The sequence below is a fragment of the Pseudomonas sp. SHLD1 genome, from assembly GCF_028640935.1.
Classification (GTDB): Bacteria; Pseudomonadota; Gammaproteobacteria; order Pseudomonadales; family Pseudomonadaceae; genus Chryseomonas; species Chryseomonas aestiva.
This window is the reverse complement of sequence record NZ_JAQZAD010000006.1, coordinates 247,828-260,703: the sequence shown is the minus strand read 5'-3', so window position 1 is coordinate 260,703 and position 12,876 is coordinate 247,828. Positions and strand designations below refer to the sequence as shown.

General features: G+C 65.4%; 11 protein-coding genes. 9 read left to right on the top strand and 2 right to left on the bottom strand.

What is annotated here, in order from left to right:
* Window positions 1-287 precede the first annotated feature (287 nt).
* The 3 genes from PVZ77_RS01205 to PVZ77_RS01195 all read left to right on the top strand — a co-directional run bounded on the left by PVZ77_RS01205 (window position 288) and on the right by PVZ77_RS01195 (window position 4,280).
* Entirely contained in the window at window positions 288-1,613 is a 1,326-nt protein-coding gene (locus PVZ77_RS01205) for an MFS transporter (protein ID WP_273805632.1), read from the top strand.
* 104 nt (window positions 1,614-1,717) lie between these two features.
* On the top strand, window positions 1,718-2,770 hold the full coding sequence (locus PVZ77_RS01200; protein WP_273805633.1) for an SMP-30/gluconolactonase/LRE family protein: 1,053 nt from the start codon (window positions 1,718-1,720) through the stop codon (window positions 2,768-2,770).
* Window positions 2,771-2,879: 109 nt separating this feature from the next.
* Window positions 2,880-4,280 (top strand): sugar porter family MFS transporter, encoded by a 1,401-nt coding sequence (locus PVZ77_RS01195; RefSeq protein ID WP_133860029.1) that lies wholly within the window; start codon window positions 2,880-2,882, stop codon window positions 4,278-4,280.
* Window positions 4,281-4,324: 44 nt separating this feature from the next.
* Here PVZ77_RS01195 and PVZ77_RS01190 read toward each other — a convergent pair whose 3' ends face one another.
* Window positions 4,325-4,762, bottom strand: a complete 438-nt coding sequence (locus tag PVZ77_RS01190; RefSeq protein WP_273805634.1) for a hypothetical protein — start codon at window positions 4,760-4,762, stop codon at window positions 4,325-4,327.
* Between the two features lie 231 nt (window positions 4,763-4,993).
* On the opposite strand from PVZ77_RS01190, the gene PVZ77_RS01185 reads away from it, so the two are divergent.
* Window positions 4,994-6,202, top strand: a complete 1,209-nt coding sequence (locus tag PVZ77_RS01185; protein ID WP_273805635.1) for an aldose 1-epimerase family protein — start codon at window positions 4,994-4,996, stop codon at window positions 6,200-6,202.
* Between the two features lie 18 nt (window positions 6,203-6,220).
* Here the strand turns inward: PVZ77_RS01185 and PVZ77_RS01180 are convergent, their stop codons facing one another.
* Complete coding sequence (locus PVZ77_RS01180) at window positions 6,221-6,622, bottom strand: acyl-CoA thioesterase (protein ID WP_026083995.1); 402 nt, start codon at window positions 6,620-6,622, stop codon at window positions 6,221-6,223.
* A gap of 481 nt (window positions 6,623-7,103) precedes the next feature.
* Here PVZ77_RS01180 and PVZ77_RS01175 point away from each other — a divergent pair, with 481 nt between their 5' ends.
* The 5 genes from PVZ77_RS01175 (at window position 7,104) to gltP (ending at window position 12,849) form a co-directional block, all read left to right on the top strand.
* Window positions 7,104-8,417, top strand: coding sequence for an MFS transporter (locus PVZ77_RS01175; protein WP_273805636.1), 1,314 nt, complete (start codon window positions 7,104-7,106; stop codon window positions 8,415-8,417).
* Window positions 8,418-8,584: 167 nt separating this feature from the next.
* The gene (fdhA, locus tag PVZ77_RS01170; protein WP_133860026.1) at window positions 8,585-9,784 is read left to right on the top strand and encodes a formaldehyde dehydrogenase, glutathione-independent; all 1,200 of its coding nucleotides are present in this window, start codon (window positions 8,585-8,587) and stop codon (window positions 9,782-9,784) included.
* Between the two features lie 144 nt (window positions 9,785-9,928).
* Window positions 9,929-10,291 (top strand): hypothetical protein, encoded by a 363-nt coding sequence (locus tag PVZ77_RS01165; RefSeq protein WP_273805637.1) that lies wholly within the window; start codon window positions 9,929-9,931, stop codon window positions 10,289-10,291.
* A gap of 67 nt (window positions 10,292-10,358) precedes the next feature.
* The gene (locus tag PVZ77_RS01160; RefSeq protein ID WP_273805638.1) at window positions 10,359-11,189 is read left to right on the top strand and encodes an aldo/keto reductase; all 831 of its coding nucleotides are present in this window, start codon (window positions 10,359-10,361) and stop codon (window positions 11,187-11,189) included.
* A gap of 310 nt (window positions 11,190-11,499) precedes the next feature.
* Entirely contained in the window at window positions 11,500-12,849 is a 1,350-nt protein-coding gene (gene gltP, locus PVZ77_RS01155; protein WP_273805639.1) for a glutamate/aspartate:proton symporter GltP, read from the top strand.
* The last annotated feature ends 27 nt before the right edge of the window (window positions 12,850-12,876 follow it).

Sequence of the window (12,876 nt, the reverse complement as noted above, 5' to 3'; positions counted from 1 at the left end):
GCCGGTTCGAAATGCTCATGCACTTGATGTGCACTCCGCTTTCTCACCGGCTTTCGCCTTGCTCCGCCTGCGCTCGCGACGCGTTGCTTTCGAAGATTGGCGCCGCTGCTCCCTTACCCCAACCCTCTCCCGAGGGAAGAGGGAGCAGGAGCAGGAGCGCGGGGTAAGACTACCGCACCGACCATCCCCTCTCCCGCTGGGAGAGGGCCAGGGTGAGGGCCGCCGCGGCGCCCCGAACCCCAGACAGCAACAACGCTCGCCACAACGTCAATTACAGGACCCGAGCCATGCCAACCCCTACCCACGCCGCCCCGGCGGCAGCCGCGGCCGCGCCGACCCTGGCCAAGCCCAGCCGGGCACGCTTCTTCATCATGACGCTGCTGTTCGTCACCGTGGTGATCAACTACCTCGACCGCAGCAACCTCTCCATCGCCGCTCCGCACCTGGCCCAGGACCTGGGCATCGAGCCGGTGCACATGGGGCTGATCCTCTCGGCCTTCGGCTGGACCTACGCCGCCATGCAGATCCCCGGCGGCTGGCTGGTGGACAAGGTCGCCCCGCGCATTCTCTATCCAGTGGCCATTGCGCTCTGGTCGCTGGCCACCATCGGCCTGGGTTTCGTCGGCAGCTTCATCGGCCTGATCATCCTGCGTCTCGCCGTGGGCGCCCTGGAGGCACCGGCCTATCCGATCAACAACCGGGTGGTCACCACCTGGTTTCCCGAGCGCGAGCGGGCCACCGCCATCGGCTTCTATACCTCCGGCCAGTTCGTCGGCCTGGCCTTTCTCACCCCGGTGCTGATCTACCTGCAGCAGACCTTTGGCTGGCACATGGTCTTTGTCGTCACCGGCGGCGTCGGCCTCCTCTGGGCGGTCATCTGGTACGGGATCTATCGCGAACCCAAGGATTTCCGCGGCGCCAACGCCGCCGAGGTCGCGCTGATCCAGGAAGGTGGGGGTCTGGTCGATCTGGAGCAGAAGAATCGCAGTCGCGCCGCCTTCCAGTGGCGTGACCTCTGGAGCGTGCTCAACAAGCGCAAGCTCTGGGGCATCTACATCGGGCAGTTCTGCCTCAACTCCACCCTCTGGTTCTTCCTCACCTGGTTCCCCACCTACCTAGTGAAATACCGCGGCATGGACTTCATCAAGGCCGGCTTTCTCGCCTCGCTGCCGTTCCTGGCTGCCTTCCTCGGCGTGATCTGCTCGGGCCTGCTGTCGGACTGGCTGGTCCGCCGCGGCGCCTCTGTGGGTCTGGCGCGCAAACTGCCGATCATTGGCGGCCTGCTGATCTCCACCAGCATCGTCGGCGCCAACTTCGTCGACTCGCCCGCCCTGATCATCGCCTGCCTGGCGCTGGCCTTCTTTGGCAACGGCCTGGCGTCCATCACCTGGTCGATGGTCTCGGCCATGGCGCCGGAGCGACTGATCGGCCTCACCGGCGGGATGTTCAACTTCATCGGCAACCTCTCGGCCATCTGCGTGCCCATCGTCATCGGCTTCCTGGTCAAGGACGGCAGTTTCGCCCCGGCCATTGCCTTCATCGGCGTGACCGCGCTGGTCGGTGCCCTCTGCTATGGCCTGGTGGTGGGCAAGGTGGAACGTCTGCCCGAATAAGGGCGACTAAAGAAGCGCTCGCCGGAGGCGCCTCCCGTCCTGGATGCGGAGGCGCTCTGCCAGCGGCCTTGCCGGACCCATAACGACAACAAAGGAGTCTCCTCATGCCTCTCGCCCGCCGCACCTTTCTTGGCGTGTCCCTGGCCGCCTCGGCCGGCCTGGTCGCCAGTCGCGCCCTGGCCGACGACAAGTTCGGTCTCTCCCGCAACTGGGAGGGCAAGCCGCCCATCGTCATGCCCGATCCCGCCTGGGAGATCCACGACCAGGCCTTCAAGGGCCGTCTGGGCAATGCCTTCGTCGAGCGCCTCTGGTCCGGTGGTCTATGGACCGAAGGGCCGGTATGGATGGCCGACTGGCGCTGCCTGCTGTTCAGCGACATCCCCAATGCCCGGGTGATGCGCTGGAGCGCCGACGACGGTCACGTCAGCGTCTATGACGACCAGTCCCACAACGCCAATGGCCATACCCGTGATCGTGAGGGCCGGCTGATCAGCTGCGAGCACGACAGCCGCCGCGTCACCCGCCGCGAGTTGAACGGCAGCGTCACGGTGCTGCTCGACCGCTTCGACGGCAAGCCGCTGAACGCCCCCAATGACGTGGTGGTCGGCGCCGATGGCGCTATCTGGTTCACCGATCCGGGCTACGGCATCCTCGGCGCCTACGAGGGCCACAAGGCGGAGTTCGAGCTGCCCACCAACGTCTATCGCATCGATCCCCAGGGCAAGGCCACGGTGGCGGCGGGGGATTTTGGCCGCCCCAACGGCCTGGCCTTCGCGCCTGATGGCAAGCGGCTCTATATCAGCGACACCGCCGGCGGCGGCAATCCCGGCAAGCCCAACCACCTGCGTGCCTTCACGCTGAAGGATGACGGCACTCTGAGTGGTGGCGAGGTGCTGATCGATGCCAAGGAGCAGGGCGTGATCGACGGCTTCCGCGTCGACAGCGACGGCAATCTCTGGTGCAGCTGGGCCGGCTCGGCCGAGCAGAACAGCGTGCGCGTGTTCAACCCGAGCGGCCAGCCGCTGGCTACCCTGCACCTGCCGGAAACCGTCTCCAACGTCGAATTCGGCGGCCTCAAGGGCAATCGCCTGTTCATCACCGGCGGCGGTTCGCTCTATGCCACCTATGTGAACGCCCAGCCGGCGCGGCTCTGGTAAGGGCCTCTCACCGGCCGAACCAAGGGTCGTCAGACGGGTCTGTAACAAGCGGATACGGAACGACCCGCGACAACAAGATCGCCCACAAGGCGAGCGAGGAGCCTCAGTCATGAGCAACACCACTACCAACGCCGACGGTCACGTCACCGAGAAGGCCCAGCCCAAGGCGATCTTCGCCTGCCTGATGGCCGCCCTGGCCGGTCTGATGTTCGGCCTCGACATCGGCGTCATTTCCGGCGCCACCAAATTCATCCAGCAGGAATTCCAGATCTCCGATCAGGTGATCGAATGGATCGTCTCCAGCATGATGGCCGGTGCCGCCCTGGGCGCCCTCGGCGCCGGCTCGCTGTCGGCCAAGCTGGGTCGCAAGAAGTCGCTGATGCTGGGCGCCGTGCTGTTCGTGATCGGCTCGATCCTCTGTGGCCTGGCCACCTCGCCGACCATGCTGATCTTCGCCCGCTTCCTGCTGGGCCTGGCCATCGGCATCGCCTCCTTCACCGCGCCGCTGTACCTGGCCGAGGTGGCTCCGGAAAACATCCGCGGCTCGATGATCTCGCTGTACCAGCTGATGATCACCGCCGGCATCCTGATCGCCTTCCTGTCCAACACCGCCTTCAGCTACTACGAAGCCTGGCGCTGGATGCTCGGCATCATCGCCATCCCCGGGGTGCTGTTCCTGATCGGCGTCTTCGCCCTGCCCGACAGCCCGCGCTGGCTGATCATGGCGGGTCGCCGCGAGGAGGCCATCAAGGTCCTGCACCGGCTGCGCGGTGACGAAAAGGTCATCCAGCAGGAGGTCGCCGAGATCGAAGAGCAGCTCAAGGTCCCGCAAAAGGGCTGGTCGCTGTTCAAGGAGAATCCCAACTTCCGCCGCTCGGTGGGCCTGGGCGTGCTGCTGCAGGTGGTGCAGCAGTTCACCGGCATGAACGTGGTGATGTACTACGCGCCGCGCATCTTCGAAGGCATGGGCTACGATACCGCCGCCCAGATGTGGTTTACCGCTGCGGTAGGTCTGACCAACGTGCTGGCCACCTTCATCGCCATCTTCCTGGTCGACAAGTGGGGCCGCAAACCCATCCTCTATACCGGCTTCGTGGTCATGGCCGTGGGCCTGGGCGTGGTCGGCACCATGCTCGGCATGGGCAACCTGAGCCATGGTCAGCAGACCTTTACCGTGATCATGCTGCTGATCTTCATCGTCGGCTTCGCCATGTCGGCCGGTCCGCTGATCTGGACCCTGTGCTCGGAAGTCCAGCCGCTCAAGGGTCGCGACTTCGGCATCGGCTGCTCCACCTTCACCAACTGGATCGCCAACATGATCGTCGGCGCCACCTTCCTGACCATGCTGGGCACCCTGGGGCAGGGCACCACCTTCTGGATCTATGCCGGACTGAACGTGGTGTTCATCTTCCTGGTGTTCCTGCTCGTACCGGAAACCAAGGGTGTCACCCTGGAGCGCATCGAACGCAATCTGATGCAGGGCAAGCGCCTGCGCGATCTCGGTCAGTAGGCTCGAGCGCACAAGAAAACGCCCGGCAATGCCGGGCGTTTTAGTTAGCGGTCCCAACCTCTATGTCGGTGCTTGGCGTGCTTCCAGCCCTTGCCGGGATGGTCGCGATAGCGGCGGTCGTCGCGGCCGCTGTCGCCCAGGTTGTTGCCCAGGGCACTGCCGGCACCGCCACCCAGGGCCGCGCCAACCAGGCCACCGGTGCTGCCACCGACCCGATTGCCGATCACGTTACCGCCAGCGGCGCCCAGGCCACCGCCAAGGGCGGCCTCGGTACGATTGCGACGGTCCGCGCCCAGTACACCACCTGCTGCACCCCCCACGCCGGCACCGATGGCCGCACCGGTGCTGCCGCCGACCTGCTGGCCGACCAGAGTGCCGAGTACGCCACCCACGGCGCCGCCGAGTCCGGCTTCGGTATTACCCGCATAAGCCGGGGCAACGCCCGCCAGGGCAAGCAACAAGAACAGGGCTGAAGGTTTCATGGAGTCCACTCCGTGGTAGAGACGAGTCGATCCTCGGCAAAAATCGCTGCCCTGGCAAGTACCGAACGGTCGTTTGAATGGTAAAGGTTGTCTTTACCCATTCCTTTGATTTCCTTGAACAAACCTATACGGGATTGGTGGGTCTCGCGCCGCTGAACGCGTCTGGAGCAGGGTCTGCAGCCTGGCCCAGGCTGGTCTAGACTCAAGGCGATCGCGCTGCCAAGGGACTCCATGATCCGTGCTCGTCTGTTGTCTGGCTGTCTCCTGTTCCTTGCCAGTGCCAGCGCCTCGGCCTGGGAATACACCCTCATCGCTCCCGACAAGCCGGTGCAGAACTGGAGCATCAGCAGCGATCGCCTGGGTCTGCGCGATGGCCTGGCCTTTACCGTCGGCGTGCACCGCCTGAGTGGCGGGCGGCAGGAGGGCTCGGTGCTGATCGAGATCGATACCGGCGCTATGCAACTCACCGTGGTGGCGACCCGCGGCATGAACGTCCTGCGCGCCCAGGCCGGCACCCTGCGACTGGGCTGGGATTCCCCGGTACGCGAGGTGGTCAATCCGGCCTTCGTCAACCTGGAAAGTCGCAATGGCCTGGGCTGGCTGGAAGGCTTCAACGAACTGGTGGCGCGCGCCGGCTTCGAGTGGGTCGGCCATCCGGGCATGGACAGGGGGCAGCTGCTGACCCTGCATGGCCGGGCCAGCTACCTGCCGGCCAGCCAGGTGGTGCTGACCATCGACGAACAGCCGCCGCACCGCATCAGCCTCAAGGGCGTGCTGCACGAAGAGGCCTTCAAGCAGGCCAACTTCCGCATCGACACCGAACTGGTGACCCAGGCCGGGGCCACCGGCTTCACCCTGCACGACCGCCTGACCAACCAGGGGGCACATACCGCCGAGTACCAGGTGCTCTATCACAGCAATTTCGGTCCGCCGCTGCTCGGCGAGGGCTCCCGGTTCGCCGCTCCGGTGCGGGAGATGTCACCCTTCGATGCGCGGGCACGCCAGGAGCTGGGGGAATGGCAGGCCTATCGCGCGCCTATGCCGGGCTATGGCGAGACGGTCTACAACCTCTACCCCTGGGGCGACGATCAGGGGCGCAGCCTGGCGGTACTGCACGATCACAGTGCCCACCAGGGCGTGGCGCTGGCTTTCAATGTGCGGGAGCTGCCGGTCTTCACCCTGTGGAAGAACACCGATGCCAAGGCCCAGGGCTATGTCACCGGCCTGGAACCGGGAACCAGCTTTTCCTACAACCGCAGTCAGCAGCGGGCGCTGGGGCTGGTGCCGCGGATCGAAGCCGGCGGCACACGCGACTTCACCCTCGATTATCGGTTGCTGGCCACCGCCGCCGAGGTCCGGCAGGCGTTGGAGCAGGTCGAAGGCATTCGCCACGGACGGCCGACCAAGGTGCGAGAGACGCCGCTGGCCCAGGAGCCCTAGCGGCAAGGCCGGCGGGTGCTAGCGCCGCGCGGGCAACGGCCGGGTGCGACCGCTGCCATCGATGGCGACAAAGACGAACACCGCCTCGGTCACCTTGCTCCATTCGCTGGACAGGGGGTCGTCGCTCCAGACCTCGATGAGGATCTGGATGGAGCTACGGCCCACCTCCAGGGTGTTGGTATAGAAGGAGAGCTGTGCGCCCACGGGCACCGGCGTCATGAAGGCCATGCGGTCGATGGCCACCGTGGCCACGCGGCCAGCCGCCAGGCGACTGGCCATGGCGCTGCCGGCCAGGTCCATCTGGGCCACCAGCCAGCCGCCGTAGATGTCGCCGAAGCCGTTGGTCTCGCGGGGCAGAGCGGTGATCTGCATGGCCAGGTCGCCCTGGGGGATGGGATCTTCTTGTTCGAGCTCTTCGATCATGACAGGGCCCTCGGGAGCCCGGATAGGTAGGTAACGTTCAGCATCTGCACGCAAGAATGCTGCCAATCTCTCTGTGGAGATCGTTAGGGGGCTACAGTATAACGCCTGGGGCAGGGCGGCTCGACCGCTTTTGCACCAGGATGGAACAGTCATAGCTCGGCAGATGGGCCCTGAATGGGCACTGAATGAATAGCGGAAATTCCTTGCAGATTTGCTATCGTGGAGACCGTGCACGGCCAGGCAATCCAGAGGGTCGTGCACGTCCGATGATCAGGTAATGATCGGTAGACCTGCTGCTGCCGTGCTCCACAAGAGCGCAGGCGGCGCGGTGCAGGTCCGGCGCCCATCCGGCGACCCGCCCGATCCCTGCCAGCCGCCCCAGGCGGACGGTCACTCGGGGCCGCGTCTTGTCCGCTACACCCGGAGGGATGCCAGAGGCCGAATTTCCTTTGCGCTCCTCTCTTGTCCGGGATCCTCGATGAAACTGCAATCCGCCGCCGCGCCACTCACGTCGCGCCCTCTGGGCCGCAACGACTACAAGACCCTCTCGCTGTCCGCCCTGGGCGGTGCGCTAGAGTTCTACGACTTCGTCATCTTCGTCTTCTTCGCTGCGGTGGTAGGGAAGCTGTTCTTTCCCGCCGACATGCCTGACTGGCTGCGGCAGATGCAGACTTTCGGCATCTTCGCCGCGGGTTACCTGGCGCGCCCGCTGGGCGGCATCATCATGGCCCACTTCGGTGACCTGCTCGGGCGCAAAAAGATGTTCACCCTGAGCATCTTCATGATGGCGCTGCCGACCCTGGGCATGGGCCTGATGCCCACCTACGCCCAGATCGGCGTGGCCGCGCCGATCCTGCTGCTGGTGCTGCGCATCATCCAGGGCGCGGCCATCGGCGGCGAGGTGCCCGGCGCCTGGGTGTTCGTCTCCGAACACGTTCCCGGCAAGCACGTCGGCTATGCCTGCGGCACCCTGACCGCCGGCCTCACCTTCGGCATCCTGCTCGGCTCGCTGATGGCGACCCTGATCAACACCGTCTTCACTCCGCTGGAGGTAGCCGACTACGCGTGGCGCTTTCCCTTCCTGATCGGCGGCGTCTTCGGCCTGTTCTCGGTCTATCTGCGCCGCTGGCTGCACGAGACGCCGGTGTTCGCCGAACTGGCGATCCACAAGTCGCTGGCCGAGGAAGTGCCGCTCAAGGCGGTGCTGCGCGACCACCGCAGCAGCGTGATCCTGTCCATGCTGCTGACCTGGATGCTCACCGCCGGCATCGTGGTGGTCATCCTCATGACCCCGACCCTGCTGCAAACCCAGTACGGCTTCTCCGCCGCCATGGCGCTTAAGGCCAACAGCCTGGCCATCGTCTTCCTGACCCTGGGCTGCATCGTTTCCGGCGCCCTGTCCGATCGCTTCGGCAGCGGTCCGGTGTTCATCGTCGGTGGCCTGATCCTGGCAGTGGCCAGCTGGGCGCTCTATGCCGGTCTGAAGGTCCATCCGGAGTGGCTGTTCCCGCTCTATGCCTTTGCCGGTGCGGCGGTCGGCGTCATCGGCGGCGTGCCGCGGGTGATGGTGCTGGCCTTCCCGCCCAAGGTGCGCTTCTCGGGGCTGTCGTTCTCCTACAACGTCGCCTACGCCATTTTCGGCGGCCTAACGCCCATGGTCGTCACCCTGATGCTCAAGGAGCATCCGCTGGGCCCGGCCTGGTACGTCATGGGGCTGGCCCTGCTGGGCGTGGGCATCGGCTGCTACCTGCTTAGCCGCGAGCGCCGCGCCGCCGCCCTGGCGCCCGCCTGACCCCGACCGGTCACGCCGCCCGCACCGGCGGCGTGACCGGGTTCGCCAGACCGACCTGCAAGGGCGACCTCGGCATCACCAAAAACGCCATCCCCACAGACGCCGTGCTTCGCGAAGACTAGGCTCGAACCGCTAGAGCCAGTCCAACAACAACAGCGAGGTGCAACATGTCCGGTAATCGTGGCGTCGTCTATCTGGGCGCGGGCAAGGTCGAGGTGCAGACCATTCCCTACCCGAAGATGGAAACCCCGCAGGGCAAGCGTATCGACCACGGCGTCATCCTGCGCGTGGTCTCCACCAACATCTGTGGTTCCGACCAGCACATGGTGCGCGGCCGGACCACCGCCCCCGAAGGCCTGGTTCTCGGCCACGAGATCACCGGTGAAGTCATCGAGGCGGGCCGCGACGTCGAGACCCTCAAGGTCGGCGATCTGGTCTCGGTGCCCTTCAACGTCGCCTGCGGTCGCTGCCGCACCTGCAAGGAGCAGGACACCGGCGTCTGCCTGACCGTCAATCCCTCGCGCGCCGGCGGTGCCTACGGCTACGTCGACATGGGCGGCTGGGTCGGTGGCCAGGCCGAATACGTGCTGGTCCCCTATGCCGACTTCAACCTGCTCAAGCTGCCGAATCGCGACGCGGCCATGGAAAAGATCCGTGACCTGACCTGCCTGTCCGACATCCTGCCCACCGGCTACCACGGCGCCGTCACCGCCGGCGTCGGCCCGGGCACCAGCGTCTATGTGGCCGGCGCCGGCCCCGTGGGCCTGGCCGCTGCCGCCTCGGCCCGCCTGCTGGGCGCCGCGGTGGTCATCGTCGGCGACGTCAACCCGGTGCGCCTGGCCCACGCCAAGGCCCAGGGTTTCGAGATCGCCGACCTGTCTCTGGATACTCCGCTGCACGAGCAGATCGCCGCGCTGCTGGGCACGCCGGAAGTGGATTGCGCCGTCGATGCCGTCGGCTTCGAAGCCCGTGGCCATGGTCACGAAGGCGCCAAGAGCGAGGCCCCGGCCACGGTGCTGAACTCGCTGATGGGCATCGTGCGGGTGGCTGGCAAGATCGGCATCCCCGGTCTCTATGTCACCGACGATCCGGGCGCGGTCGACGCCGCGGCCAAGCAGGGTGCCCTGAGCATCCGCTTCGGTCTGGGCTGGGCCAAGTCCCACAGCTTCCACACCGGCCAGACCCCGGTGATGAAGTACAACCGCCAGCTGATGCAGGCCATCATGTGGGATCGCATCAAGATCGCCGACATCGTCGGCGTGCAGGTAATCACCCTGGACGAGGCCCCGCGCGGCTACAGCGAGTTCGATGCGGGCGTACCGAAGAAATTCGTCATCGATCCGCACAAGCTGTTCAGCGCGGCCTGATCATCGCGGCAAGGGTTTCGTTCGGGAATGCTGGCCATTTGGCATTCTCGGGCAAAGCCTGCAGTCGTTTGCCACACCAAAGGGTCTACCCTCGCAGCGTCCGATTCGGGCGCTGTTTTTTTTGGTGCTACAGACGAGGCCAGTATGACCCCGAATGTCCTTTCGACCCTTCGCCGTATCCTTCCCTCACTGCTCGTGGCGTCCGTACTGCTGCTGGGCAGCAACCTGGCCCGCGCCGAGGGCGGTGTGTCCTTTCGCTTCGCCGAAGAAGGGCAGGGCTGGATGCTGCGCGGCCCGGTCGATGTCCTCAAGTGGCCCTTCGTCTACGACCGTAGCCGCGAGCGCGCGCGCAACACCTTGGTACGGCTGGACGGCGATACTCAGGTGCGGGTGATCGAGACCCGCTCCTTCCAGCGCTGGAAGCGCATCGAGCTGCAGCAGGACGGCCGTACCCTGCTGGGCTGGGTGGAAAGCTACAGCGTGCCCGAAGCCATGCGCCTCGACTGATCGGGAGCAAAAGGCCACCGCCACCAGTCACACCTCTGGTATCCCACTCATTCCAGAGGAGCGACGCATGTCCGCGATCACCCGTCTTCAGCTCAACGACGGTCACCACATTCCGCAATTCGGTCTGGGGGTCTGGCAGACTCCGGCCGAAGAGACCGCCCAGGTGGTCAAGACGGCCCTCGACCTGGGCTATCGACACATAGATACCGCCGCCATCTACGGCAACGAAGAAGGCGTCGGCAAGGCCATCGCCCAGGCCGGTCTGCCGCGTGACGAGCTGTTCGTCACCACCAAGCTGTGGAATGCCGACCAGGGCTACGACAGCGCCCTGCGCGCCTTCGACACCAGCCTGGCCAAGCTGGGCCTGGAGCATGTCGACCTCTACCTGATCCACTGGCCGCTGCCGGAAAAGGGCCTGTTTCTCGACAGCTGGAAGGCGCTGATCGAATTGCGCAACCAGGGTCGGGTGAAGTCCATCGGCGTGTCCAACTTCCGCCAGGCCGATATCGAGACCCTGCTGACCGAGACCGGTGTGGTGCCGGTGGTCAACCAGATCGAGTGCCATCCGCTGTTGCAGCAGCAGGAGTTGCGCGACTTCAACACCTACAAGGGCATCGCCACCGAAGCCTGGAGTCCGCTGGCCCAGGGCGGCGAGCTGCTGGCCAGCCCGGTACTGCAGCAACTGGCCACCAAGCACGGCAAGACGCCGGCCCAGGTGGTACTGCGCTGGCATATCCAGCTCGGCAACATCATCTTCCCCAAATCCAAGACGCCCAAGCGCATCGAAGAAAACATGCAGATCTTCGACTTCGCCCTGGACGACGAGGACCTGCGGCAGATCGCCGGGCTGAATCAGGACAAGCGCCTCGGTCCCGATCCCGCCACCTTCAACGGCTGACGTGCACGGGGCGCCGCGATGAGCGGCGCCTCTGTATGCCTGGCGTGCAAGGCGCCAGTGCCTGTATGCTGCGCGGCCCTTTCGGGACACCTCATGCCGGAACGGCATAGGGCAGGCGACAGCGGCATTAGACATACCCCGTTACCCTCTGGCAAAAGTGTGACGCCTTGGTGCTCCTCGTCCTTTTCGAGCACCGCTTCCGCAGCCTGAACGCACCTCCACGTTGGCGTTGCATGCGCTTTGCGCATCACGACCCGGCACGGTGACGTTCGTCCCGAACTCCATCCAAATAGAACAAAGGTGTCGGTACATGACCAAGCCCAAGCTCAGCCTCGCGTGGCAGATCCTTATCGGCCTCGTGCTGGGGATCGCCGTCGGCGCACTGCTCAATCACTTCAGCGCCGAGAAGGCCTGGTGGATCTCGAACGTCCTCAAGCCGGCCGGCGATATCTTCATCCGGCTGATCAAGATGATCGTGGTGCCCATCGTCATCGCCACCCTGGTGGTCGGTATCGCCGGCGTCGGCGACTCCAAGAAGCTCGGTCGTATCGGCCTCAAAACCATCCTCTACTTCGAGATCGTCACCACCCTGGCCATCGTCGTCGGCCTGTTCTTCGCCGACAGCGTGCAACCCGGTGCCGGCATCGACATGAGCACCCTGGGCACCACCGACATCTCCCAGTACCAGAAGACCACCGCGGAGGTGCAGCATGACCATGCCTTCATCGCGACCATCCTCAACCTGATCCCGTCCAACGTCTTCGCCGCCGTCGCCCGTGGCGAGATGCTGCCGATCATCTTCTTTGCGGTGATGTTCGGCCTGGGCCTGGGCGCTCTGCCGGAAGCCACCCGCGAGCCCGTGGTGCGCGTCTTCCAGGGCATTTCCGAGGCCATGTTCAAGGTCACCCACATGATCATGAACTACGCCCCCATCGGCGTCTTCGCCCTGATCGCGGTAACCGTGGCCAACTTCGGCTTCGCCTCCCTGCTGCCGCTGGCCAAGCTGGTGGTGCTGGTCTACGTCGCCATCGGCTTCTTCGCCCTCGGCGTGCTGGGCCTGGTGGCCAAGCTGTTCGGCTTCTCGATCTTCCGCATCATCCGCATCCTCAAGGACGAGCTGATCCTGGCCTATTCCACCGCCAGTTCGGAAACCGTGCTGCCGCGCATCATCGAGAAGATGGAGGCCTATGGCGCGCCCAAGTCCATCACCAGCTTCGTGGTGCCCACCGGCTACTCCTTCAACCTGGACGGCTCCACCCTCTACCAGAGCATCGCGGCGCTGTTCATCGCCCAGCTCTATGGCATCGACCTGTCGCTGAGCCAGCAACTGCTGCTGGTGCTGACCCTGATGGTCACCTCCAAGGGCATCGCCGGCGTGCCGGGCGTCTCCTTCGTGGTGCTCCTGGCCACCCTCGGCAGCGTCGGCATTCCGCTGGAAGGCCTGGCCTTCATCGCCGGTGTGGATCGCATCATGGACATGGCGCGTACCGCCCTGAACGTGATTGGCAACGCCCTGGCCGCGCTGGTCATCGCCAAGTGGGAAGGCCTCTACGACGCCGAGAAGGGCGCCGCCTACTGGGCGGCCCTGCCGCACCTGAAGAGCGCCGCCAAGGCCGAGGAACGTCCTCAGGCCACCCGTGGCGAAGCCCTCCGCGACTAAGGGCGTCGCCGTTCCAGTCCGGAGCCC